The sequence below is a fragment of the Mycobacterium sp. UM_Kg1 genome (assembly GCF_000972925.1).
Lineage (GTDB): Bacteria > Actinomycetota > Actinomycetes > Mycobacteriales > Mycobacteriaceae > Mycobacterium > Mycobacterium hiberniae.
The window spans coordinates 1-25971 of the sequence record NZ_JRMK01000054.1 but is presented as its reverse complement, the minus strand read 5'-3'; the positions used below and the strand labels follow the sequence as shown (position 1 = coordinate 25971).

Annotated in this window: 11 protein-coding genes and 3 pseudogenes; 4 read left to right on the top strand and 10 right to left on the bottom strand. The window is 69.8% G+C overall.

Annotated features, from left to right (window positions below; all coding sequences use genetic code 11):
• Both LI92_RS10505 and eccB read right to left on the bottom strand, forming a co-directional pair.
• Positions 1-847 (bottom strand): annotated as a pseudogene (locus tag LI92_RS10505) (type VII secretion protein EccC); the annotation flags it as partial.
• Positions 848-850: 3 nt separating this feature from the next.
• Entirely contained in the window at positions 851-2350 is a 1500-nt protein-coding gene (gene eccB / locus LI92_RS10500) for a type VII secretion protein EccB (protein ID WP_046318626.1), read from the bottom strand.
• Between the two features lie 437 nt (positions 2351-2787).
• On the opposite strand from eccB, the gene LI92_RS10495 reads away from it, so the two are divergent.
• On the top strand, positions 2788-4074 hold the full coding sequence (locus LI92_RS10495) for a PE-PPE domain-containing protein (RefSeq protein WP_052740760.1): 1287 nt from the start codon (positions 2788-2790) through the stop codon (positions 4072-4074).
• A gap of 118 nt (positions 4075-4192) precedes the next feature.
• Here the strand turns inward: LI92_RS10495 and erm(46) are convergent.
• Positions 4193-4945: pseudogene (erm(46), locus tag LI92_RS10490) on the bottom strand (23S rRNA (adenine(2058)-N(6))-methyltransferase Erm(46)); the annotation flags it as partial.
• A 487-nt stretch (positions 4946-5432) separates the two neighbouring features.
• On the opposite strand from erm(46), the gene LI92_RS10485 reads away from it, so the two are divergent.
• The gene (locus tag LI92_RS10485; protein ID WP_046318634.1) at positions 5433-6854 is read left to right on the top strand and encodes an MFS transporter; all 1422 of its coding nucleotides are present in this window, start codon (positions 5433-5435) and stop codon (positions 6852-6854) included.
• A gap of 2 nt (positions 6855-6856) precedes the next feature.
• Here the strand turns inward: LI92_RS10485 and LI92_RS10480 are convergent, their stop codons facing one another.
• The 7 genes from LI92_RS10480 to dprE1 all read right to left on the bottom strand — a co-directional run bounded on the left by LI92_RS10480 (position 6857) and on the right by dprE1 (position 21285).
• Positions 6857-10036, bottom strand: a complete 3180-nt coding sequence (locus tag LI92_RS10480) for an arabinosyltransferase domain-containing protein (protein ID WP_046318620.1) — start codon at positions 10034-10036, stop codon at positions 6857-6859.
• Entirely contained in the window at positions 10033-13320 is a 3288-nt protein-coding gene (locus LI92_RS10475) for an arabinosyltransferase domain-containing protein (protein WP_046318618.1), read from the bottom strand. The genes LI92_RS10480 and LI92_RS10475 overlap by 4 nt, the downstream gene beginning before the upstream one ends.
• Positions 13321-13481: 161 nt before the next feature.
• Positions 13482-13790: a hypothetical protein gene (locus LI92_RS10470; RefSeq protein ID WP_046318617.1), complete on the bottom strand. Its 309-nt coding sequence runs from the start codon at positions 13788-13790 to the stop codon at positions 13482-13484.
• 240 nt (positions 13791-14030) lie between these two features.
• Complete coding sequence (locus tag LI92_RS10465; protein ID WP_286135010.1) at positions 14031-17267, bottom strand: arabinosyltransferase domain-containing protein; 3237 nt, start codon at positions 17265-17267, stop codon at positions 14031-14033.
• The gene (locus tag LI92_RS10460) at positions 17264-19129 is read right to left on the bottom strand and encodes a galactan 5-O-arabinofuranosyltransferase (protein WP_046318613.1); all 1866 of its coding nucleotides are present in this window, start codon (positions 19127-19129) and stop codon (positions 17264-17266) included. Before LI92_RS10460 ends, LI92_RS10465 begins: the two co-directional genes overlap by 4 nt.
• Positions 19129-19893, bottom strand: coding sequence for a decaprenylphospho-beta-D-erythro-pentofuranosid-2-ulose 2-reductase (dprE2, locus tag LI92_RS10455; protein WP_046318611.1), 765 nt, complete (start codon positions 19891-19893; stop codon positions 19129-19131). The genes LI92_RS10460 and dprE2 overlap by 1 nt, the downstream gene beginning before the upstream one ends.
• Positions 19894-21285, bottom strand: a complete 1392-nt coding sequence (gene dprE1 / locus LI92_RS10450; protein ID WP_046318609.1) for a decaprenylphosphoryl-beta-D-ribose oxidase — start codon at positions 21283-21285, stop codon at positions 19894-19896.
• A 167-nt stretch (positions 21286-21452) separates the two neighbouring features.
• On the opposite strand from dprE1, the gene LI92_RS10445 reads away from it, so the two are divergent.
• Together LI92_RS10445 and LI92_RS23745 are read left to right on the top strand one after the other, a co-directional pair.
• The gene (locus tag LI92_RS10445) at positions 21453-21911 is read left to right on the top strand and encodes a hypothetical protein (RefSeq protein ID WP_052740759.1); all 459 of its coding nucleotides are present in this window, start codon (positions 21453-21455) and stop codon (positions 21909-21911) included.
• A gap of 479 nt (positions 21912-22390) precedes the next feature.
• Positions 22391-25971, top strand: a pseudogene (locus tag LI92_RS23745) (hypothetical protein); the annotation flags it as partial.

Genomic DNA, 25971 nt, shown 5'->3' with positions numbered 1-25971 from the left:
GTCGCCACCCGCAGGCGTCGAACAGTTCGTCGTGTTGGTTGTGCGGCAGCCAGATCATCCACGACCACAGCTCCGGGTGCCGGGTCACCACCATCAGCTTGACGTCGAGGGGATTGTGGAAAACCGCCAGCCCGCTGAGCATCGAACGCAGCAGCGAGCGAATGCCGTCGAGGTCTTCTCCGATGAAGCTGAAACCGGGGCGGGAGCGCAGGTTCACCACCTTGGCGATGTCACGGATCTTGCGCTGTTCCAGGATGAAGTCGCGCAACGCCTGGCCTGTGACGGGCTCCAACTCCTCGTCGACGGGGATCTCCGGCCACTGCACCGACAACACCGAGTCCGGGGCATGCTGCACCCCGACGCCCAGCCGAACGTCCAGGAAATCCGCGTCGGAGCGGCGGCGCTCCCACATTTGTGGGCCCCCGATGACCGCGCCCAGCTCCAGCGGAGTGGAGTGCACCGACTCCTGGGCGCTGCGTTGGGCGCAGACGGCCTTCTGAATCTCGTCACGCTCGCTGTCGAGGGAGCGCAGGTAGCTGCGCCGATTCTTCTCCTGCTCGCCCCAGCTGATCTTGCGGGCCCGGCCGAAGCGCCCGGAGAACATCAGCATCGCCAGCCCGGCCATGCCCACCATGGGGAACATGCCCGACCCCAGGTTGCGCACACCGGAGACATAGAGCATGACGATGGTGCCGATCAGCGCCACGAGCAGGGCGGGTAGGCCGATCATCACCCAGAGGTTGCGCGGCTCGCGTTCGGGAAGTGCGTCTGGCGCCCGGGGCGCGACCCGCACGGGCTTGGGTTCAGGGACCTGAAGGCGGACGGGAACGAATGCGCGCTTGGACATCGGTCAGTGCCCTCCCGAGACGCCCTGCTGGCTGCTGGGTACCACCGGCTGTACGGCCCCGGGCGCCACCAGGGTGTCGCGGGCCAGCAGTGCGGCGCGCCGCGACAGTTCTGGACCGCCGGCGAACGTGCGCAGGAGCGGCCAGGGTGCCTGCTGCGCGGAGCCCGGGTCCAGGCCGAGGCCCTGGAGGGTATCGGTGTCGGCGGCGATGCCGAATCGGACACCGTTGGGCGACAACCAGAACAGCGCCTCGCGGGTATCGGACTCGGGCAGTCCGCCGGTGGAGGCGACGAAGTTGGTTGCTCCCGGCAACACCAGCACCTGGTTGGCGACCACCGAGTTGGGGCCGCGGTCGTCGCGCACCAGTCGGACGATCCGGCTGTCCATCTCCGGCGACACCGGCAGGCCGCGTCCGCTGTACAGGGTGATCCGCGCCTGGCGGTCACCGGAGGCCTTCTCCCAGGCCACGCAGGTAGTCGGGTCGGCCGCGGTATCGACGAATGTGAGCCTGCCGTGCGGGTAGTACTCGACGGGCAGGGTGGTCACTTCCGGGATCTTGAGCAGTTTGTCGGGGCTGACGATCAGCGGCGCCACCGAGCCGAACGAGTTCGCGCTGCGGATCAGGTCGGCGACGAAGCTGCTGATCTTCTGGACGCCGTCGGGAACCAGAACGTAGAACTGCGAACCCCCGCTGGACGTCCGGGTCTCCAGCACCGTCCCCACCTGGGAGCCGGGCACCCATTGCGATGGTGTGCCTGCCAGCGGGATCACCGGAACGCGGAGGGGTTCGGTACTGGGGAGCGCATCGAACAGCGCCCGCGATATCTCGACAGGTGCTGTGGTCCCCGGGTCGAGACCGAGACTGAGCGTGGTGGCTCGATCGGCGGGATCCACTTGGGACCGCTTGCCGCCCCAGATGACGTAGGTCCCGCCCTGGAAGCGGGTCAGGATGGCCGTGTCCGGCGCCAGCGGTGCGGCGCGGCCGAGGGGAGTCAACACTCCCGCAATCGCAGTCACCACGGGCGGCTCGGCGCGGCGCGGTGAGCCGGCAGTGTCGCAGACAGCCCAGGCCGAAGGCGCGCCGGTGTTGGCGATCAATGACGGCGGGGCACCCGGAATACCGAGCATGGGGCCGGTCGGGTATTTGGCGATCTCAGCGGGTTTGACCCAGGTGGGTGGCTCAGCGTGGCCTACGGCAAGTCGCGCCGAGGTGATGTTCAACGCCGGATACAGCCGCCCGCCGATGCGCGCGTAGATCGCACCCGAATCACGGTCGCCGACAATGGATGACGTCCGAACAATGCCAGCTGGGCGCAGCACGTTGAGCAGCAGCATCCAGCCCATGCCGATCAGGATCAAGACGATCGACAGCACGATAGCGGCGGTCTGTTTGCGGTCGTCGTGCTTCATGCGCACGGAGAACCTGGTGGTCGCTGCACGCAGTCGTCGGTTGTAGAACAGGTGACCGGAATTCTGGTCCCGGTTCGACAGACTCAGCGGCATGCCCGGCCACCCCTAACGACGCACGCTCGGCGATGCTGCGCTTCCCCCCCTGCGGCGACAAGCGCACCGCGACGACATTACTGGCGTTGGCCAGCGCGAACCAGTCACTTGCGTGCACTCGACGACGCCCCGTTCACGGGGCCCGTGCGCTGATGGCGACTGCCGCGCGTGGGGAGCCTACGTCGGCGTGCCATCGCGCAGCGTCTTCTGGTGGGTGCGCAGCCACGTCCCTGAACACGCCGCGACGCTCAGTGTCAACTCAGGGAAGGGGGCGGGGTGAATGATGGTTCCCCGCCGCACCGGGAGTTGCAGCAGATCAGGCGGCTTTCCTGGGTAAATGTAACCTGAGTTTGACAGACCACAGTGTGATTGAAATCATCCAGGTTCGGCAATGCCACGCGCATGTGCGGGCCTGGAGAACCGGCGAGGAAGTCTGGATGTTTGAAGCAGTTACGGCACGGTCCAGCCACCGTCAGCCTGGTGTTCGAGCCGCCCTGGCCGCCGCCGCCCTGGTCGCGGGTATGACCGCCACACCCCCGCTGGCGTCGGCGGCTTCGGCTGCCGGTCACGCCGACGTGTTGCTGTCGGCCGTCGCAGGCGGTCCGCTCGCTGACTCCGGCATCGCCTTGATCATGGGTCCGAGCATGATCCCCACACCGAGTCCGCAGTTCGCGGAGACGGTCAATGAGCTCTTCCTGCAGCCCAACGGCTTTGCCGGTCAGCTTCAGGTTTTGACCACGCCCCAGGAGCCCTACCTGCTGGACTCCTCGTTGGCCGAAGGCGCGCAGATCCTCGTCGAAAAGGTGCTGGGCCTGATCGAGAGTGGTGAAGTGGACGCCGACAACCCGGTCACGGTGTTCGGCTACTCGCAGAGCGCTGCCCTGGCGACGTTGGCGATGCAACAACTGGCCGAGGCAGACGTGCCGAGCTCTGCGGTGCACTTCGTGCTGATCGGAAACTCGGCCAACCCCAACGGCGGCATGCTGGTCGGCTTCGAGAACATGCCCGAGCTCGCCGAACTCATGGGGCAGAGCCAGGTCACGCTGGGCAACCCGACGCCCAGTGATCTCTACCCCACCAGCATTTACACCCTGGAATATGACGGCTACGCCGACTTTCCGCGTTACGCCGGCAACATCTTCGCCTTCCTCAACGCCGTCATGGGCACATTCGTCCAGCACGTCAGCTACCTGGGCCTGACACCCGAGCAGATCGCCGGGGCGACGCTGCTGGAGTCCAGTCCGGACAGCCTGATCAGCTCCTACGTGATCGAAAGCGAATACCTTCCCCTGCTGTGGCCGCTGCTGTTCGTTCCGATCACCGGAAAGCCGCTGTACGAGTTGATGGAACCGACCATGCGGATTCTGGTGAACCTCGGCTACGGGAACATCGAGCACGGGTGGAACGACGGCCCCGCCGACCAGCCCACGATGGTCACAGTGGACCCGCAGATCGTCGATTGGAACGGGCTCAGCTCCGCGCTGGCGGCGGCGGCGCAGACCGGCTGGAACAACTTCGTGGACGCGATCTTCGACCCGTCGACGTATGTGGTGACCGACATGGTGGACAACCCGGCGCTGGACCTGCTGCTGGCGGCCGGGGACGGCGTGGGCCTGGCCGACGGGGCCGACCCGCAGGCCATGCTCCAGGGACTGACGAACATGTTGTGGGAATCTCTGGTGGGCCAGTACCTGGATCCCGCCTACTGGGAGGCCCAGGGCTAGCAGCCAGCGCCTCGGACGCTGCGTGTTGAGGCGCGGGCGTACTCGTCTCGTGGGTGACTCATCGCCCGAGCCCGCCACGCTCATGGTCCACCGGTGCCGAGAACCGGTCGACAATGGCGAAGAGTTCAGACCACTGTTCGGCGGAGAGATCACGCGGAAGCGGTGTACCGCGAAGGCGTTGGACTCCGAGCCACCTTTTGACCTCCGCCTGTGCCGGTGCGCCGGCCACTCGCGGCAAAATCTGGTGCAGCCCGTGGCCTTTGCTCGTGAAGACGGTGTGGACAAAGGCGCTGTATCGGCGGCGGTGCGCGACGTCGACGAGTGGCGCGGTGCGGCGTGCGATGGTCATCAGCCCGCCATCGACTCCGGGTCGGGGCCTGAACGCCGATGCGGGAACGCGGCCAGCCAGCGCGAAGTCGTACCACGGCCACCACTGCGCGGTCATCATTGTCGCCCCTCCGACTGCCGCGCGACGGCGTGCGACCTCCCACTGCACCAGCAGGACTGCTGCTGTCCAGTGTTCGGCGTGCAGGATGCGCCGCAATATCGCCGTGGTCTGGTGGAACGGCAGGCTCCCCACGAGGGCGTGGGGCGTTCGCGGGAGCCGGTAGCGCAGGAAGTCGGTCCGCACGATCTTCGTGCTCGGGCCGACGCGGCGCTGTAGCGCGTCGGCATGGTGTGGATCAATCTCGATCCCGGTGATCGGACGACGCAGGGACTGCATAGGAAGTGTCAGAGCCCCACTACCGCAACCGATTTCGATGATTGGTCCATCTGTTCGGGAAACGAGGTCGACGATCGTGGCGATGGCTTTGCGGTCTGTGAGGAAATTCTGGCCGAGTTCGTGGCGGCCAGCACGGAAGGTAGGCATGGTTATTAACTCCGGGCAGTAGTGGGGTGCCCGGGCAGCGCTACAACGCCGCCCAGCAACTGAGGTGCTGAAAGCGGCGGAACTATTGAGTGTCCGCTCTCCGCCGCTAGAAGCGGCGGAGCTCGATCACGGCGATGTTCGTCTTGCCCACGGACGCACCTTACAACAGGGGCGTCACCACGTGTACAACGTTGGCGGGCCGCAACCCCAAGAGCCCGCGCCGACAATCCGACGTAACTTTAGCCGGCAACCCCGGTAGTGCTGGCCACGGCGGTCTCGCTGACGTAAGCGTTGTGTAACGCTTACCCCCAACACCGGCCACTTCGCCGTGAAACCAATTATGGTTGCTACCAGGTGGTCCCATGCATGGGCAGTCGCCGAGATTACCCCTCTGCCGGCCGGAGGGCGATTTTCGGTTCGCGGATCGCCGCGCGAATCGTCGGCGGCCTGGACAGGGGGACGGCGTGTTTCCTTGCGGTGAGGCGTGGTGAGTCTGCTGCGCCCGCGCGAACCGGAACCGGCCGCACCGAACTGGTCCGGCACTCCCGATGAACATGACCGGCTGATGCGCAAAGCCATCGCGGCATCGGCGATCGGCAACGCGACCGAATGGTATGACTACGGTGTCTACGCCGTGGTGGCGACCTACCTGACCGAGGCGTTCTTTCCGGACGCGCTGGGCAACCTGGGCACCATGCTCGGTTTCGCGGTCTCCTTTGTGCTCCGGCCGCTGGGCGGCATGGTCTGGGGCCCGATCGGAGACCGCTTCGGACGCAAGTCGGCCCTGATCGCCACGATTGCGCTGATCGCGGTGGCGACGACGTTGATCGGTGTCCTGCCCACCTATGCCGTGGCCGGTTGGTGGGCGCCGATACTGCTGATCGCCCTGCGCGTGGTGCAGGGCTTCTCCACGGGCGGCGAATACGGCGGCGCCGCCACGTTTATGGCCGAGAGCGCCCCCGACGACAAACGCGGGTTCTACGGCAGCTTCCTGGAGTTCGGCGCGGTCGGCGGCTTCGTTCTCGGCAGTGCCGTCGTGCTGACACTCGAGTCGCTGCTGACCCACGAGCAGATGGCAGCGTGGGGTTGGCGCATCCCGTTCTTGGTGGCACTGCCGCTGGGCGTGCTGGGCATCGTCTTGCGCACCCGGATGCCGGAGACGCCGGTGTTCGCCGAGTGCGCGGCGCATGATGCGATCACCGGGTCGGCCTGGGGACGCCTGGTGGACCTGCTCACCCACTACACCCGGCCGATCCTGGTGGCGTTCGCGCTGCTGGTGGTGCTCAACATCATCGACTATACCCTGGTGACCTACCAGCCGACCTACCTGTACGCCACCGTCGGCCTCGACGGGCCGAGCAGAACCGCGGTGATCCTGGTGGGGGAGTTGGCCACGATGGCCTGCATCCCCCTCGCGGGGGCGTGGTCGGACCGGATCGGCCGCAAGCCGCTTTGGCGGGCCTCGCTGCTGGGCTTCGCGGTGCTGGCGCTGCCGATGTACTGGCTCATGGGCCAGGGATTCGCCTATGCCCTGGTGGCATACACGGTGCTCAGTGTGCTGTGCGCGGGGCCGATGGCGACCGTGGCGGCGACGTTTCCGGCGTTGTTCCCCACCCAGGTGCGCTATGCGGGGTTCGCCGTCGCCGACAACGCGGCCGTGGCGATGTTCGGCGGCACCGCGCCGGTGTTGGCCGACGCGGTGATCGAACGCACCGAATGGCAGTTGTTCCCCGCGGCGTATCTCGCGATCGCCGCGGTGATCGGCCTCGGGGTCTTGCGGTTCCTGCCGGAGACGGCAGGGTTTTCACTGCGCGGCACCGGCGTTCCCCGAGTACGCCCCGACCACGAGTGGGAGAAGCTGGCCGGATCTCCGGCCGCAGGGCTTCCCCCGCTCACCGCCAGCGGCTGATACTAAGGCTTGATCCGGATCTCGCCGGGTGACCACCAGCCCGAACGTGTGGCGCTGCCCAACTCGAGCTCCGCCGGGGTGGCCGGGGTGATCACGTCGAACTGACGCAGCGAACCCCAGTCCCGGCCCCAGTCGTAGTTGAGGTAGGTGGCCATCACGTGTGCGCGCAGCAGCATGTCGGAGATCCCGAGCAGCCCCCCGTTCACCCCGTCCTGCCAGGTGTCGGTGTCCTGCTTCTTGGCGTTGTAGTCCGGGGTGATCCGGTACTCCGGCACCTCGGTGACGCCGTTGGCGTGCAGCATCGGGTGCTGGCACGGGAAGGCCAGGCCCACCGCCCAGTCCAGCAGCACCGGCTTGTCGGAGCCGATGTACTCCTGAATGGTCTTCACCTCGGGCAGCCGCGGTGGGGTGAAGGCGATCCAATCCCGCGGATTCAGCGACTTGTCCACGGCCACAATGCGCACCGCGGTGGCGTCCGACGGGATCTGCGAGCGCGGGTAGCGCAGGTTGCGCCACATCCGGGGCCACTCCCCGAACAGGTCGTAGGGCACCAGCCGGCCGGCGGCCACCGGAGCGCCGTCGGGACCGGGAACGCCGTACTCCAGCTGTACGTCCTGTCCGGTGGTGTAGCCCTTGAGCACACTGTTGCCGGCGATGGTGCCCGCGGCGGTCACCGCCACCAACGGGTGCGCGTCGTCGGCCGGGGGAAGGGTGTACCAGGCCGACGTCAGACGACTCTCCTGCTGGCCGTCGGTGCTGTAGCTGCCCGCCAACGGAATCCGCGCCGGGTCCAGGCCGTAGGGCAGCGGCACCGTCGAGCCGTTGATGCCGGGCTTCTTCAGCTTCTTGGGGGCATCCCAGTCGTAGTCGGTGCCGGGCTGGGTGATCGGCATCCGCAGCGCCTCGGCCACCACCTTCTCCGGCACCCCGTTGGCGGTGAAACCGACCGGGTCGGTGCCGCCCAACGGTCCCAGCTCGCCGTACCGGCCCGGCAGCGGTGTGAGCGCGCCGTCGTTGGTGTCCGGCTCGACCAGCACGTTGTCGGCCAGCCCGCAGCCGCCCACGAACGCCCGCACGTTGGCCAGGCCGTTGGAGTAGGTCGGGTATTCGCGGATGATCCCGGCCACCATCGAGGCGATGAAGACGCACACCATGAAACCGGCTGCCAGCGGCACCGGGGCGGCGGTCAGCGCCCGGGCCAGCCGGCCCTCGCCACGATCACGGGGAGCGAAGTGCAGCCAGGCGGCCCACCCGGCTGCGACAGCGAACATGGCGAACAAGATTGTGCTGACGGTGATCCCACCGATTCGCGGCATGTCGGCGTTGAACGGAACGCCGTAGCTGGAGACATACCACCAGCCGTTGGTGGTGGCGAAACACAACGCCATGATGAACAACACCGCTGCGGCGAACGCCATGCGGTTACGCGACCACCTGACCACTTGTCGGGAGACCAGCACCGTGGTCAATGCCGCCATGGCGCCGGCCACCGCGGCGAACAGCCCGAAGTGGTGCACCCACTTGGTGGGGGCGAACATCAGCGAGAACATGGTCGCCAGGATCACGCCCATCAACCGCCACACCGGACCGCTGGCCACCCTGGCGATCCGCTTGCGCCGCAACATGATGAACATGGCGGTGAACAGGCACAGCGCACAGATCAAGAACCCGAATCGCCGCGACAGCGAGCCGTCGACCGTCGGCAGAATCAGGTAGTAGTAGCGCAGGTTCTCGGTGTACCAGGCCTGGCTGGGCCCGATCGCGGTGCGCACCCGGGTGGCCTCCAAGACCGCCCGCACCGTCTGGTCGGCGAAGACCACCGTCAAGATCACCGCGCCGGCGGCCAGCAGCGGCGCCACCAGCGGCCAGGTGCCCACCAGACGGTGCCGGCGCACCAGAATCCGCAGCAGCGGCCGGCCACCGGCCAGCAGTGCGGCCACCGCGATCAAACCGGTGGGCTGAATCCCCAGCGTGAACGCCGCGCAGATGATGGCCAGCGCCGCCGGCGTCAGCCTGCTGGAGATGATCGCCCGCTCCACCAGCACCCAGGTGATCAGCGCACCGACGGCGATGATCCCCTCGGGGCGCAGACCGTTGTTGAACGGCATCCACGCCGCCAGCAGCACCATCCCGGCGGCCCACAGCGCGGGCTTGCTGGCCGCCACCGCCGGACCGAACCGGGGCAGCACCTCGCGGCTGAGCAGCAGCCAGCACACCAGCCCGGCCACCAGATCCGGCAGCCGGATCCAGATGCTGGCGTCGGAGACGTGCGTCATCAGCGCCAGCAGGTTGTAGTACCAGCCGAACGGGTCTTCGGGGCTGCCGAACCAGCGGAAGTAGTTGCTCATGTAGCCGGCGTGATCGGCTACCCGGGCCATCCCCAGGATGTAGCCGTCGTCGGAGGAGTTCGCGCCGATCACGTACCACAGGACGAACCCGAACACGACCGCCACGTCGGCCAGGGAGAAGAACCGCCACCGGCTCGGGATCAGCCGGTGCATCCGGTGCCCGTCGAGCCGGTCCAGGCGCCACAGCGCCAGCACCGCGATCACCGTGGCGAGGATCGCCGCGAAGATCGCGATCCGCTTGAGCACCGTCGGTTTGGTGGAGAACCGGGTGTCGATGTCGGCGGTCAGCGACAGCCCGTCCGGAGCCGGACCGGTCAGGTCGGTGAACACCCCGACGATCTGCGGGCGCAGGTTCGGGTCCGCCCAGCCGTACCGCTGCGTGATGCCGCCGATGGTGGCGAACGTCCCGTCGTGCGACGAGGTGACCTCGATATCGGTGCAGTCGGGGCCCTCGACCTTGGCGCGGGGTGCGGTCGCCAGCACCACGTTGCGGTCGGTGACGTCCACCCGCTTCTCGGTGACGGTGATGAACAGCCCGTTGAGCGCGGCGTCCTTGCCCTTGGCCGGCGCGGTCGACACCAGGGTGCCGCCCTCGGCGGGCAACTGGCGCACCAGTGCACACGGCGCCTTCACCGTCAGCGACAGCGGCGTCTGGGAGATCAGCGGTGCGGTGACACTGCTCAACTCGCCGTGCTGCGGCCAGTTCAGCGTCGCGGTGGTCTGCACCACCGGCAGCAGCGGCGTGGCCACCGACAGCAGGAAGCCCACGAGGCCGGCGACGACGGCCACCCAGCGGGTCAGTGTGAGGTCACGGTCGGTCACGGGCGCGGTCATGGCAGTGCTCGAATCGGTCCGGGCCGGCTCCAGCCGGTAACGGTGACGGTGCCCTGGTCGATGACGGCGTCGGGCGCGGCTTTGGCGGGGATCAGGCGGTGATAGGCCTCCACCGCACCCCAGTCGCGATACCAGTCATTGCGCAGGTAGGTCGGGACGGTGGTGGTCCACAGCATGGCCTGGGTGATCAGGAACGGTCCGCCGTCCTCGGCCGACTGCCACAGATTGGACGACGCCGCGGTCTGCTTGTGATCCGGCATGATCCGGTACTCCGGCAGTTCGGCGACTCCCAGGTGTTCGGTGAACGGCCGCTGGCAGGGGAAGTTCGCCGCCACCGCGATGTCCATCAGCACCGGGGTCTGCGAGCCCATCAACTCGGTGATGGTCTGCACCACCGGCACCCGCGGGGGAGTGAAGGCGATCCACTGCTCGGTGGACAGGTTCGGGTCGTTGGCCACGATGCGCACCACATCGGTGCCCGGCGGCGCCCACGCCAACGGGAAACGCAGGTTGCGCCAGGAGTTCTGCGGCCCGATGTCGATGGGCTCCACCTGCCCCAGCGCCCGGAAGGTGCCGTCGGGCGCGCTGGCGCCCCACTCCAGCTTCAGCGGCTGGCCGTAGTCGAGCTTGCCGTCCTCGCCGTGCGACCAGATGGCGCCGGCGGCGGTGACGACGACGATGGGCGCCCGGTTGGTCGACGGGTCGGGCTCGGGCAGGCGGTACCAGACCGAGGTGGCGTGCGCGGCGACCTGTTCGCCGTAGGAGCCCAGCACCGGCGTGACCGCCGGGTCCAGGCCGAACGGCAGCGCCACCCGGGACCCGTTCACCCCGTCCGGGGCGTCGTCGGGGATCTTGCCGCCGGCGGTGCCGGCCGCATCGCTCTGGTTGGCGCTGGGCTTGTTGGGTGAGGCGTCGGCGTTGGGCACGCCGGGCTTGGCGATCACAGCCAGGGAGGTGAGGTCCTCGTCGACGGCGTTGGGGTCGAATCCGTAGGGGTCGGAGCCGCCGAGCGGGCCGAGCTCGCCGTAGTCCTGGCCGTCCACGGGTTGCAGCAGTCCGGCGTTGGTGTCCGGTTCGGCCAGCACGTCGTCGGCCATGCCGCAGCTGGTCTGGCCGCGGACGCCGGCGAGTACGGCCTCGGCGTTGGCCTTGGCGGTGGTGTAGGCCGGGTAGCGCCCGGCGGCGGCCTTGGCCATCGAGCCGACCATCAGCAGCACCATCAGGCTGGCGACCACCAGCAGCGGGGTGGAGGCCAGAATCCGGTTGCGCCGGTTGGCGGTGACCTCGGTGTGGCCGGCGTAGTCCAACCGGAAGTGCTGCCAGCCGGCCAGCAGACCGGTGGCGATCGAGGCCGTCAGGAACATGGAGGTGACCGGGCGGCTGGCGATCACCGGCGGAATGTCGAACCACGGCACGCCGTAGCCGCCCACGTAGAACCAGCCGTTGACCCCCGATGTCGCGATGGCCACCAGGAACAGCAGTGCCGTCACGTACAGGGTCATGTTGCGTCGGCTGTGCAGGCCGACCCGGGCGTAGGTGAAGGCGGTCAAGGCCGCCAGGGCCCCCGCCAGCCCGGCGAACGCGCCGAACTGCACCGCCCACTTGGTCGGGGTGAAGGTCAGCAGCAGCAGGCCCACCGCTGTCGAGCCGATCAGCCGCCAGGCCGGACCGCCGGCGACGCCGCTGATTCGCCCGCGGCGCAGCAGGATCACCAGCATGGCAAGCATGCAGAACAGCAGCACCAGTACGGCGAACCGGCGCGTCATTGAGGCGTCGACGTTCTCCTCGACGGTCAGGAAGTAGTAGCGCAGGAACTCCTGGTACCAGGCGATGGTCGGGCCGACGACGTATTTGATCCGGGCCGACTCCGCGACCGTGGCCAGGGTCTGCGACCGGCACACCACCACGGCGATCACCGACGCCGCCGCGGCCAGCACCGCCAGTGGCGCGGCCAGGCCGTCCTCGGCGCGGCGCCGGCGGATCACCGTTTCGATCGCGCGGGAACCGGTCAGCAGCGGGGCCAGGGCGATCAAGCCGTGCGGGGCCAGCGTCACGGTGAAGACCGCCACCACGGTGGCCCAGGCCGCGGGAACCAGCCGGCGGGTGGCGATGGTGCGCTCCACCAGAATCCAGACCACCAGGGTGCCCAGCGCGATCAGCGGCTCCGGGCGCAGGCCGTTGTTGAACGGCATCCAGGCCGCCAGGAACATCATCGCGGCGGTGAGCACCGCCACCCGGTTACCCGACAGGCGGCCCAGCCGGGGCAGGATCAGCCGGCTGATGATCAGCCAGCAGGCCATCGCCGCGGCGGTGGCGGGCAGCCGCATCCACACCCCGGCGGTGCTCACCGTGCTCAGCTGTCCCAGCAGCGCCGGATACCAGTCGAACGGGGCCTCGCTGGCGCCGAAGAAACGGTAGTAGTTGGCGACGTAGCCGGCGTGCGCGACGTTGCGCGCCATGGTCAGGTTGTAGCCGTCGTCGCTGGAGATGGCGCCGATGACGTGCCAGAGGGCCAACGCCGCCAGCACCCCCGCATCGGCCAGCCAGGTGATGGGACTGGCCTTGAACCAGCGTCGCCAGCTGCGTGGCGTGCGATGGCCCGCGCGCCGGTCCAGCACACCCAGCGCGATGATCGACGCCAGCACCGCCAGCAGTCCCAGCGTCATTACGCCGGCTTTCGCAACGGTGGGCGAGGTGATGAAGCGGGTGTCGATGTCGATACGCGCGTGCAACCCGGGCTGTGGGCCCACCTCCAGCTCGGTGAAGATGCCGCCGATCTGCGGCTTGTTCTCGCCGGGAAGGGTGCCGGCGGCGCCGGGGATGCCGACGAAGTCCGCCCCCACCCCGCCGGCGTCGGCCCACAGGTGCACTTCGCTGCAGTCGGCGATCTTGTCGCGGGGGACGGCCGCGGCCACATGGTCGCGGTAGGCCGCGGTCACGGTCGTCTTGTTGGCCCGCACGAACAGGCCGTGCGCGGTGGCGTCGACTCCGCCGGCGGGCACCGTGGACAGCACCAGGCCGCCGTTGGCGCCCAGGGTGGCGATCGCCGAGCACGGGATGGTGATGTCCAGGCTGCGGGGCGCGCCGGAGACCAGGGGAGCGGTGACGTCGGAGACGTAGCCGTCGGCGTCGACGCCCTGCGGCCAGGCGATCGTGGCGGTGGTCTGTTTGACCGGGAGCAGCGGTGTGATGCCGCACAGCAGCACGCCGCTGACGCCGGCGAGCACTGCGATCAGCCGTGCAATCCGATAGCGCCGCTGGGGCTGATCGTGGGTGGAGGACACGAGCCCTGATGCTATGCGACGCCGTCCGCCATGCCGGGCACCCCGTCCCGCCCGGCTGGTGGGGAATCCGGGCCGTCCGGCGCTCGCGCGCGCGGCCCGGATATATGTGATTGTTGCCCGCCTCTGCGCGACAACCCACGTTATGTCGGGTTATGCCCGGGTTATGGAGGTGGGCTTTGTTCGGTGGCCGCGTCCCGCAGCGCCATCACCCGCTGGTGTATCCGGTACTCGGTCGCGCGTGGCATCGATGCCGGCCCGTAGCGGCCCCGGCCGCGCCGGAACACGCGGCCCCGATCCCGCTCCCAGCGCAGCGCGTCCGAGATCGCCTTGGACGGCCGCCCCTGGACGCAGAAGCCCCGCGAGGCCAGCTCCGCAGCCAGTTCGGTGATGCTGCACGTGCCGTGATGGTGCAGGTAGTGGGTCAGTACGTAGCGCAGCTCAATGCCGCGCAGCGGCGTGGTGTTCGTCATGCCACAACGATGACAACGCGGTCCGACAGCAGCCGCCGTTGTCGCTCAGAGGCGGGCACTCACCACATACCCGCGGCCGAGTGGCCAGTGGTGCCTGTGCGGCCGCCGAAACCCACGGGACTCGAGGGGCGTCCCAGGACGGGTCCCAGGGCGGTAGGCGCCGGCAACCGCGGACGGTAGGCGCCGGCAACCGCGGACGGTGGGCGCCGCAACCGCGGACGGTGGGCGCCGCAACCGCGCTCAGTGCCGCAGCGGGGCCGGGCTCCACAGCCCGGAGCGCACCGCGGTTCCCAGTTCCAGCTGCGCCGGTGTGGCCGCGGGATAGTACGGCGTCAACTGCTGCAGGGCGCCCCAGTCGCGGAACCAGTCGTGGTTCAGATAACTGGGCACCGTGGTCGCACGCACCAGCAGCTCGGTGATGCCCAAGGGGCCGCCACCGTTGTTGTCCATCACCGGTGAGTTCGCCTCGGCGCCGAAGCGGTCCGGCAGGATCCGCCACTTGGGCACCTCGGTCACCCCGTTCTGGTGACCGAACGGGCGCTGGCAGGGGAACGCCAGGCCCACCAGCCAGTCCAGCAGCACCGGGTCCGCCGAGCCCACCACTTCCTGCAGGGTGCTCAGCTGCGGGATGCGCGGCGGTGTCACCGCGATCCAGTGCTGCGGAGCCAGGTCGTCGTCGCGGACCACCAGCCGGATACGGGTGGCCTCGGCGGGGATCGACGACATGGGCGCACGCAGATTGCGCCATGCCGGAACCGCACCGATGTCCCCGAACTGCACGGTGCCGCCCGGCTTGTCGTTGGCGGCGCCGGCCTCGGTGGCCCACTGCGCGGTGACCTCGCCGCGGTCGAAGCGGCCCGCCGCCGCCACCACCAGCAGCGGCCCCGCGCCGGCCCGGTCGGCGGGCAGCCGGTACCAGGCCGACCGCAGCAGCGCGGGCACCTGAAGGCCGGGCCGCCAGCTGCCGAGCACCGGCACCCGGGCGGGGTCGAGCTTGTAGGGCAGCCGCGCCCGGGACCCGTTGACGCCCTCGGCCGCGGTGGTGCCGCCCTCGGTACCGGCCTCCCCGCCGGCGACCTGCGCGTCGTCGTCGGCCAGCCGGCCCAGGCCGGGCGGACCGATCACCTGGTCGGCCGAGACGTCGTCGGGGATCCCGTTGGGCATGAACCCGGCCGCGTACCCCGCACTCAGGGCCTCTGAGACCGGGCTGTCGATGGGGCTGAGCATTCCGGCGGTGGGGTCCTGCTCCACCAGCACGTCGTCGGCCAGCCCGCAGGTCCGCCCCGATCCCAGTACCGGGATGGCGGACAGGTTGGAGCGGCCCACGGTCCAGGCCGGGTACTGGCCGAGCATCGCGGCGGTCAGCGAGACCACCTCGAACACGATCAGCAACCAGGAGGCGATCGCCAGTGGATAACCGGTCAGCGCCGTCCACCGGGGTGTGCGCTCGGCGCCGTTGCTGAAGTGGAACCACGCGGCCACCAGCGCGGCGGCCACCGTCAGCGCCAACCCGATGGTGGCGAAGGCCAGATGCCACTTGGGGAAGGCGTTGGACCACGGCACACCGAAGTTGGAGACGTACCACCAGCCGTTGACGCTGGCGAACGACAGCGCGGTGATGAACAGCACCACCGCGGTGAACAGCGTCCGGTTGCGCCGGGAGTGCATGGCCGCGGCGCTCACCGCGACGGCGGCCAGCGCGCCCAGCGACCCGGCCAGGCCGGCGAACACGCCGAAGTGATGCGTCCACTTGGTGGGCGTGAACATCATCGCGATGAACGAGATGATGGTGATCCCGATGATGCGCCGGCTGGGGCCGGCCGCGGTACCGGGAATCCGGCCCTTGCGCAGCGCCACGGCCACCGACACCGCCAACGCGAGCGCCAGGGCCAGCACCGGGAAGCGCCGCGCCACCGAACCGTCGGGGGTGGCCAGGAAAAGCCGCTCGTAGCGGACGTGCTCCTCGAACCAGGCCAGGCTCGGGCCCACCGCGGACTTGAGCGTGCTGGCCTCGATCTCCCCGGCCAGGGTCTGGTCGCGGAAGATCACGATCGCGGTGATGCCGACCGCCGCGGCGATCGGCGCCAACAGCGGCGCCAGCCCGAACTGCTTGGAACGCCGGTGCAGGATCGTGCGCAGCGGGCCGATCGCCACCAGCAGGGCGCCGATCGACGCGATCCCGGTGGGGCCGGAGAACAGCGTCATCGCGCCGATGATGCAGGCGATCGCCAGCGGCAGCAGCCGGCTGGTGGCCACCGCCCGCTCCACCGAGCACCAGGTCGCCAGGATGCCCAGCGCGATGATCGGTTCGGGGCGCAGACCGTTGTTCAACGGCAGCCAGAACGCCAGGAACATGCCGGCCGCGGTCCACGCCGCCGCCTGACTGTGCTTGACGGCGTGACCCAGCCGGGGGATGACTTCGCGGCTGATCAGCCACCAGCAGGCCAGCGCCATGCCAAGAGTGGGCAGACGCATCCAGATGCTGGTGGTCGAGACGTGTGACCATAGCGCCAGCAGGTCGTAGTACCAGCCGAACGGCGCCTCCGGGGTGCCGAACCAGCGATAGAAGTTGGCCATGTAGCCGGCGTTCTCCGACACCCGCGCCATGGTCAGGATGTAGCCGTCGTCGCTGGTGTTGGCGCCCACGAAGTGCCACCACACCAGCACAGCCGTCACCAGCACATCCAGCGGCGAGGCCGACCACCAGCGGGCCGGCAGGAAGCGCCGGTGCCGCATCCCGTCGGCGGTGTCGAGCACGTGCAGGGCGATCAGGGCGGCGATGGTCAGCGCCACCCCCAGGGTCATCGCGGCCAGTTTGAGGGCGGTCGGTGCGCTGGAGTAGCGGGGGTCGACGGTGGCCGAGAATTCCAGCCCGGCCGGCGCCGGCCCGCTCAGATCGGTGTAGACGCCGACGATCTGCGGCCGGAAGTCATAGCCGCTGCGGGTTCCGGTCAGCGGTGAGCCGGGATGCTCGGCGTTGGGGCCGTACTTGAGGCCGACGAACTCGGCGGTGACCCGGTCGGCGTGCGCGGTGAAGGTCAGCTTCTGGCAGTCCGGGCCGAGCACCGCCGACAGCGGCGCCACCACCACCGGCACGTTGCGCACCACCAGAACCAGGTCGTCGTTGACGCGCTGGATCAGCAGGCCGCGGTCGACGGCCTTGGGCGCCTGCTTGGGCACCGTGGACAGCAGCACCGACTTGCTCGGGGTGAGGCCGGCCGCCGCCTGGCACGGCACGCTGATGTCCAGGTCGGTCGCCACGTAGCTGATCAGCGGAGCCTGCACACTGCTCAGCACGCCGTTCTGCGGCCAGTTGAGTTCTGCGGTGGTCTGTTTGACCGGTAACAACGGGGTCAGGATGGCCAGAAGGCTGCCCAGCACGCCGGCGACGACGGCGACGGCCCGAGCGATCCGGTAGTCGGCGCGCGTATCGGTCACGGAGCAGATGCTATCGGGGCGTTCGGCGGCGCTTGTCAGGTGCGGATGGCAAGCACAAACGGACCGATCTCCTGCACGCGGAACTGCGGGCCGGAGAACAGTGCCGCGTCGAGCTCCACGGTGTAGCGCCGCACGTTGGGATGGTTGGGGTAGACGTCTTTGGCCAGCCGCAGGGTGTAGGTGTCACCGGCACCGGGCCGCATCAGGAACACGGTGGGCGCCGGCCACGGCAAGTCGTCGAGTGCGCGGGTGAACTGCTCGGCCGTCTCCAGCTTGGACCAGGCTTCGATCGCGGCGGCGCGCGCGGCGAACTGGGCCAGCGGGTTGGCGTAGTGCGGGGTCAGGCCCTGGAACCCCCAGTAGGGGTAGTAGGACAAGAAGCTGTAGTCGGCGGTGAGCACCACCGTCTGGTCCCGCGGCTTACCGGTGGCCGCGGTGATGGCGGCGTCGACGGCCTCGTAGTACTTCGCCGCGCCCGGCGGTCTGCGGTCGCCGCGCTCGCCGTGGCCGTCGGTGTCGGTGTAGGCGACGGTGATGTCGGGCCGCAGCACCTCGGGGATGTCCTGGCTGAACGCGAGGGCGCCGGCCACGCCCACCGCCGTCGCCGCCGGGTAGACGATCCGGTGCCAGCCGCGGGCGGCCCCGGCGAGCGCGCGGGCGCCCTCGATGAAGCCGAAGACCCCGGCGGTGGCCAGCAGCACCGTCAGCGTCGGCTGCAATCGGAAGCTCAGCAGCGTGGTGCGCGCCAGGGTGGCCAGCATCGACAGCAAGGACCACAGGTAGACGCCGACGACGCCGATCGCCAGCGCACCGGCCCGGGTCGAGGAGGTGGCGCGGACCACCAGCCACAGGGTGCCCAGCAGGCACAGCGCCCCAAGCAGGGTGAACTGCAGCATCGGGAAGCTCAGCTCGGCGCCGTCGCGGGGCAGGTAGTGCAGGGCGCCGCGGGTCTCGCCGATCGGATGATGCAGCGCCGTCAGCAGGTAGGGCGTCCAGGTGATCGAGGCGATGGCCGCGGCGACCACGCCGATCACCGCCAGCCGGGCCAGCGGTTCCAGTGTGGCGCGAAGGCCGGCACGCCGGACCGCGCGCGAGCCCGCCACCAGCACCGCCATCAACGTCACCGTGAAGGCGCTGTAGGCCACCAGCAGGGTGTAGAAGGTGGCGGCGAAACCCAGGAAGACACCGGTACCGGCCAGCGCCGCCCAGCCCCGGCCGGCCGCGCGCAGTCCCGACCAGGCCAGGATCAGCACCGGGGGCGCCAGCAGGGTGATCATGGCCGCGTAGGGCTCCGGCGAGCTGTAGGCCAGTGTCACCGCGGTTCCGGCGATGGTGACCAGCAGCGCGTACTCGAAGCGGACCATCTTGTTCCACAGCACCAGGGCCACGGCGGCGGCGAGGGCCATCGAGGTGATCGCCCACGGCTTGTACATCTCCCAGGCCGGCGTGCCGGTGAGGGCCGCGGCGCGTCCGCCGAGCCAGAACCAGCCCGGCGGGTAATAGGGCGGCAGCCCCAGGTAGGTCATGTCGTGCAGCCGCGGGCTGTCGGCCAGCCGGGTCAGGTATTCGGTGCGGAACTGCTGGTCCACCGAGATCCCGAACAGGTAGAGCTTGGTGGCGCCCAGCGGCATCGCCAGGGTCACCACCGAGAACGCCGAGACGAAGACCACCGCGGCCAGCCAGGCCAACGCCTGACGGCCACGCCGCCACAACCATGCCGCCACGCCCAGCCCGGCCAGGCAGCCGACCTGCCCCACCGTGGTCAGGGCGTGCAGTTGGTTCGACGACGGATACGCCGGCCACTGCACCCGCGCGATCGCCGTCAGCGCGACCACCGCGACGACGACGGCCACCGCGGCGGCCAGCATCATCTGACCGACGGTGGTCAGCGCGGTGCGCATCAGATGGGCAGCCGGCGGAAGATCGCCCGCGGAACGTGCCGCAGCACCATCATGACGTAGCGGAACGCCCCTGGCGCCCAGACGATTTCCTTGCCCTTCGCCGCCGCGGTCACCGCCAGTTCGGCGACGTCTTCTTTGTCGACGGTCAGCGGGGCTTCCTTGACGTGCGCGGAGAACCGGGTGCGCACCTGCCCGGGGCGGATCACCAGCACCCGCACCCCGTCTTCGCGGAGCGCGTCGCCCAGGCCCAGGTAGAAACCGTCCAGGCCGGCTTTGGTGGACCCGTAGACGAAGTTGGTCCGGCGGACCCGCTCACCGGCCACCGAGCTCATCGCGATGATCTGCCCGAAGCCCTGGGCGCTCATCTTGCCCGCGAGCAGCACACCCACCGAAACCGCTGCGGTGTAGTTGATCTCGGCGACCTGCACAGCCTTGGCCTGGTTGTGCCACAGCTCCTCGGCGTCGGCGTCCATGCCGAAGGCAACCACCGCCACGTCGATGTCGCCGTCGCTGAAGGCGGCGTCGATCATCGCCGGATGGCTGCCGGTGTCCAGCGCGTCGAAGTCGACGATCCGCACCGACTTCGCGCCGGCGGCCTCCAGCTGCGCTTTCGCCCCTTCCCGGCCCGGGTCGCCGGGCAGGCAGGCCAGCACCACGGACGCCGAGGCGTTGCGCAGGTAGCGCGCACAGATCGCCAGGCCGATCTCGGAGGTGCCGCCCAGCAGCAGAATCGACTGGGGATTACCGGTCGCGTCGAACACCATCTACAGCAGCTCCAAACGTCGGGCCATATCGGAGGCGAAGACCCCGTCGGGATCCACCTTGCGGCGCACCGCGATCCACTCGTCGATGCGGGGGTACATGGCGTGGAAGTTCTCCGCGGTGGTGCGGGAGTCCTTGGCGGTGTAGAGCCGCCCGCCGAATTCCAGCACCCGCTGGTCGAGCTCGTTGAGCAGCTCGTTGAGGCCGGGTTTCATGGGGAAGTCCAGGCACACGTTCCAGCCGGGCATCGGGAAGCTCAGCGGTGCGGCGTTGGCCGGGCCGAACAGCTTGAACACGTTCAGCGCCGAGTAGTGCCCGCTGGCCTGGATGTCGACGATGATGCTCTTGAACTCCTCGACGGCCTCGGTGGGCACCAGGAACTGGTACTGGGCGAAGCCGGCCGAACCGTAGCCCCGGTTCCACTCACCCAGCAGGTCCAGCGGGTGATAGAACTGCGTCAGGTTCTGCACCTTGCCGCGGTAGTGGCCGCCGCGGCGGTAGTACAGCTCGCCGATGGTGCTCAGACTCAACTTGTTCATCAGCCCGTTGGGGAAGATGTCGGGCACGGTCATCAACTGCGGAGCGTCGAACTTCAGCGGGTTGCGCGCCAGCTTCTTGGGCAGTTCGTCGCGCAGGGCCAGGCGCCCACGGGTAATGGTGGCGCGACCCAGTTTCGGCGGCGGGCTGATCGCGTCGAACCAGGCACTGGAATAGGTGTAGTTAGCTTCGCTGCCGTCGCTGTGGAAGGCGATGGTCTCGTCCAGCGTGCTGGTGTTGTCGCCGTCGTTGATGAAGTACGCCGTCTCGGTGGGTGTCATGGCGATGGTGGCGCGCAGAATTATGCCGGTCAGACCGTTGCCGCCGACAGTGGCCCAAAACAGTGCGGCGGTCTCTTTGTCGGTGCTGTCCGGTTCCAGGTGGCGCACCGAACCGTCGGCGGTCAGCAGCTCGATGGACCGCACATGATTGCCGAAGCTGCCTTCGCTGTGGTGGTTCTTGCCGTGGATGTCGCAGGCGATCGCCCCGCCGATGGTGACCTGCCGGGTTCCCGGCAGCACCGGCACCCACAAGCCGAAGGGCAGGGCGGCCTTCATCAACTGGTCCAGGCTCACGCCGCCGTCGACGTCGACGATGCCGCGATCCGCCGAGATCGAGTGGATCCGGTTGAGCGCGGTCATGTCGATCACCAGGCCGCCGCCGTTTTGAGCGTTGTCCCCGTACGAGCGGCCCAGGCCGCGGGCGATCACGCCACGGCCACGTTGCTCGGCCGCGCGGGCCACGGCGCCGGCGATGAGCTCGACGTCCGGGGTCGACAAGACCTGCGCCACGCTGGGCGCGGTGCGGCCCCAGCCGGTGAGGCGGCGCGGTGTGGTCTGCAGCTCGGTGCTCAACATCGCACATGAGGGTACCGGCAACGCGCCGGATCCCCATTCGGCGTGACTAAACGGACCTGTCCCGTTACGATCGCGCAATGCCTGAGACCTCTCCTAGCGAATCGTCCTCCGCCAAGCCCAAGAGCGCGGGTTTTCCGCAATCTTCCACTTCCGCCTCGGCGCTGTCGGTGCCCACGATCGCCGCGCTCGCGCTGGCTGTGATCGGCATCGTGCTGGCCATCCTCGGGTGGTTCCACCCGTCGACGGGCCAGAAGTTCTCCGACGACCAGCGTGCCGAAGCCAAGGGCAAGATCTGCAACGCGCAGGCAGTGGTGCGGCAGGGCACCCAGTTCAACACCAACCTGCAGAACCCGGTTCCGGGCGACCTCGCCGGTGACCTGGCCGTCGGCACCAACGCGCGGCTCTCGCTGTTCGCCGGCGGCGCCTACCTGCACCAGAGCCTGGACGCCAACCCCGGAACCCCGGCTGACTTGGCGAAGGCTGCTGGCGACATGGCCGACACCCTCGAGGCGCTGAGCATCAATTACCTGGCCGGGCATGCCCCCGACGACGAGGTGCAGCAGCCGCTTCGCGACCAGCTGCGTGGCCAGATCGACGTCTTGGACGACCTCTGCCAGGAGCAGTAGTAATCCGTTAGTCATCCCGTTCAGCACCGGCTGCGCCATTGGCGCAGCCGGTGCTTTTTCGTTTGAGGGGTGAGCGAGCGGGCCGGTGGCCCGCCGCCGCGACACGCGCCCCCTGAGGTCCCAGGCAATGGCCGCCGCGGCAGCCTGAGGCGCTCGCCCAAGTGGGCGGGCGCGCACCGTAAGCGCCATGCCGAGGCGCTCCGCATGAGCCTAAGTGGCCAGCAAACGTTGTGAAGCTCTCCGGCCGTTTGCTGAAGTTTTCCAAATCCTCCAATCGCCGCTGGGAGTTCCCAAGTTGAGCGTATTTAGCGGAGCGCAATGTGCACTTATGCAGGTTTGCAGACCGTTTCGCCGGTTTACTAGACGCAGTGCTGGCGCCGAGTCTATCCGAGTGAACTCCGGTTGACTGGATGGGAATACCTGTTAACGTCCCCTCTTGTCTGTGCCCAAGTTGTGTGTCAGTTAAGGGGAAAAGCCATATGGCTCGCCATCGTCAGGGTCGTTCTCAGGGTCGTCGCAGCCGCCTGCTCGGCGCAGGAAGCGCGATCAGCGCGTTCCTGACGTTCGGTTTGGGGCCCTGGACGCCGGCGCCGACGGCACACGCCGACATCGAAGACGTGTGGTTCGACCTGTTCGGGGAGAGCCTGGGCGGGGCGGTCGCCGATCTGAGCGTCAACTGGGCAGACCAGGCGGCCTGGGACGTGGTCATCGACCCGACCAGCTGGGCCGGTGTCTTCGACGGGTGGGCTGACCCGACGGTGTGGGACAACGTGTGGGACACGATGCTGGCCGAGCTGAACCTGGCCGGTATCGGCGCCGACGCGCTCGACCTGCCCGGCTCTGCGGGGGCCACCTTCAACTGGGCCGACATCGACTGGCTGCGGCCGTTCGGTGACGGTGCCGACGGCACCGCCGCAAACCCGGACGGCGCGGCCGGCGGGTGGATTTACGGCTCCGGTGGCGCGGGTTGGAACGCCGACGGCATCGACGGGCTTATCGACGGCGGTGCCGGTGGCCAGGGCGGTCTGTTCGGTGGCGGCGGCGGCGCCGGTGGTGACGCCTTCGGCGCTGGTGACGGTGGCGACGGTGGTGGCGTCGGGTGGTTCGCCTGGTTCAGCGACGGTGGCGCCGGCGGCGACGGTTACAACGGCGGTGACGGTGGAAGCGGCGGCCTTTTCGCGCTGTTCAGCAGCGGCGGCGACGGCGGCAACGGCACCGGCGGCTTCGGTGGCGACGGTGGTGGCGTCGGCTGGTTCTCGGCGTTCAGCAACGGTGGTGCCGGCGGTGACGGTTTCATCGGTGGCGCCGGTGGCGACGGCAGCCTGTTCGGCTGGTGGAGCAATGGTGGCGCCGGTGGTAACGGCATCAACGGCGGCGACGGCGGCAACGGCGGCAGCGCCGGGACGTTCTCCTGGTTCAGCAATGGTGGCGCCGGTGGTGCCGGTGGTACCGCGGTCGACCCGGGCGCAGCCGGCGGCAAGGGTGGCGCCGGTGGCGACGCTGCGCTGTGGGGCGTGTTCAGCGCAGCCGGAGCCGGCGGCGCCGGCGGTGACGGTTTGGCCGGCACTGCGGGCGCGGACGGCAGCTTCGCCAACGGCGGCGACGGCAATGGCGGCAATGGCGGCAATGGCGGCAACGGAGGCAACGGCGGCAGCGGTGGCCGCGGCGCCTACCTGTTCGGTGCGGGCGGTAAAGGCGGCGCGGCCGGCACGGGTGGCGCTGGCGGCGCCGGCGGCTTGGGCGCGGACGGCGCCGACGGTACGAGCGCCCATCTGGACGGCACCAGCGGCGGCAATGGCGGCGTAGGCGGCGACGGTGGCGCGGCCGGGCAGGCCGGTGCCGGTGGAGCGGGTGGCTGGTTCATGGGGCAGGGCGCTGCCGGTTCCGTCGGCGCGCTGGGTGTCGGTGGCGTCGGCGGCAACGGCGGCACGGGCGGCGACGGCGTCGACGGTGCCGACGGTGGGGACGGCACTGCAGCGAACCCTGACGGCACCGCCGGTGCGGCCGGTGGCAATGGTGGCGATGCCGGGCGCGGTGGAGCCGGCGGTCAGGGCGCCGGCGGACAGGCTGACAGTGGTGCCGCCGGCGCGGCCGGTACGGGCGGCAGCGGTGGCGCCGGCGGTAAGGGCTACGACGCGGCGTCGGATGACACCGCTGCGGCCGGCACGGCAGGTGGCAACGGCGGTGCCGGTGGTGATGCGGGGCTGGGCGGCCTGCAGGCTGACGGCGCAACTCGTGCGGCGTCGGGGGCGGCCGGTGTCGGCGGTGACGGCGGCGACGGCCGGGACGGCGCAGCGGGCTCCGCGGGCACAGCCGCAAACCCGCACGGCACCGCCGGCACCGCCGGTGGTGCCGGTGGTAACGGCGGTCAGGGCGGCCTGCAGGCCAACGGCACGACGCGCGCCGCGACGGGTGTCGGCGGTGACGGCGGTGCCGGCGGCAAGGGTGGCGCCGGGTTCAACGCGGTGGCTGCCGGCGCAGCGGCCGGCACGTCCGGCGGCAACGGTGGTGCTGGTGGCGACGGCGGGGCGGGCGGGACCGGCTCGACCGCCGGCGCCCACGGCACCGGCGGCATCGGCGGTGCCGGCGGGAGCGGCACCAACGGCGCCAACGGGGGCGCGGGCACGGCCGGAACCGCCGCCAACCCCGACGGCGGGGCCGGTGGCAACGGCGGCAACGGTGGCAACGCCGGCGTCGGCGGCGCGGGCGGAAGCTCGGGCAACGGCACCTACGCGGCTGCCGGCGCCAACGGTGTCGCCGGTAAGGGCGGTAACGGCGGTGTCGGTGGTGCCGGATACAACGCTGCCGCAGACAACGGCGCCGCATCGGGCACGGCCGGCGGCGACGGCGGCGCCGGCGGCGACGCGGGCGTGGGCGGCAAGCAGGCCAACGGAACATTCGCCCAGTCAGGCGTAGCCGGTGCGGGCGGCAACGGCGGCAGCGGCTCGGACGGACAAGACGGGACCGCCGGAACGCAGGCGAATCCGGACGGCACGGCGGGCCAGGCCGGCGGCGCCGGCGGCAACGGTGGCCGGGGTGGCCTCAATGCCGACAACACCCGCGCCGCTGATGGCGTGGGTGGCAACGGTGGTGCCGGCGGCGACGGTGGCGCCGGCTACGAGGGGTTGAACGGGGCTACTGCCGGTGCAGCAGGCGAGCACGGCGGCAACGGTGGTGCCGGCGGTGCCGGTGGCGTCGGGGGTACCGGATCTGCGGCGGGCCAACACGGTGCGGGCGGTGTCGGTGGCAACGGCGGGTCCGGCGGCGACGGCGCCCAGGGGGCCGACGGTGCCGCGGGCAACGCGACCCATGTCGATGGCATCGCGGGTCAGACCGGCGGTGCCGGTGGAAACGCGGGCAAGGGCGGTGCCGGTGGTGACAGCGGTAATGGCACCAGCGCCGCGGGCGGCACCGACGGTACGGCCGGCCTCGGCGGCAAGGGTGGCGCCGGCGGCAAGGGCTTTGACGGCGTCAACGGGAGCACGGGACGTATCGACGGCACCAACGGCGGCGCCGGTGGAGCCGGTGGGAACGGCGGCCTGGGCGGTTTGGAGACCGACGGCAGCCGGGCCGCACAGGGTGATGGCGGCAACGGCGGCGCCGGCGGTAAGGGTGGCAACGGCCTGGCCGGCGTAGCGGGAGCGACACCGGGTGCCAGCGGCACCAATGGCGGCGCGGGCGGCAACGGCGGCACCGGCGGTGTCGGCGGGCAGGGCACCAACAACGGTGCGGCCGGTGCCGGCGGGGTCGGCGGTAACGGCGGCAACGGCGGTGCCGGTGCGGTGGGGGCTACCGGTGTCGATGGCACGGCCAGCCATGTGGATGGCACCGCGGGTGGCAACGGCGGCGCGGGCGGCGACGCGGGCAAGGCCGGCGTCGGCGGCCTCAGCGGCTCCGGCGTCCAGGCGGCTAACGGGGTGAACGGTACCGCCGGCGTCGGTGGCGCCGGCGGTAAGGGGGGTGCGGGCTTCGCCGGTGCTGCCTCGACCAGTGCGGGTGTCTCGGGTGGCAATGGTGGTGCTGGTGGTGCCGGTGGTAACGGTGGCCAGGGTGGTCTGAA

Bases quoted from the DNA above. Each gene is read 5' to 3' on its own strand.
- eccB (WP_046318626.1), bottom strand. From the start codon at position 2,350: ATGCCGCTGAGTCTGTCGAACCGGGACCAGAATTCCGGTCACCTGTTC.
- LI92_RS10495 (WP_052740760.1), top strand. From the start codon at position 2,788: ATGTTTGAAGCAGTTACGGCACGGTCCAGCCACCGTCAGCCTGGTGTT.
- LI92_RS10480 (WP_046318620.1), bottom strand. From the start codon at position 10,036: ATGACCGCGCCCGTGACCGACCGTGACCTCACACTGACCCGCTGGGTG.
- LI92_RS10470 (WP_046318617.1), bottom strand. From the start codon at position 13,790: ATGACGAACACCACGCCGCTGCGCGGCATTGAGCTGCGCTACGTACTG.
- LI92_RS10460 (WP_046318613.1), bottom strand. From the start codon at position 19,129: ATGCGCACCGCGCTGACCACCGTCGGTCAGATGATGCTGGCCGCCGCG.
- dprE2 (WP_046318611.1), bottom strand. From the start codon at position 19,893: ATGGTGTTCGACGCGACCGGTAATCCCCAGTCGATTCTGCTGCTGGGC.
- dprE1 (WP_046318609.1), bottom strand. From the start codon at position 21,285: ATGTTGAGCACCGAGCTGCAGACCACACCGCGCCGCCTCACCGGCTGG.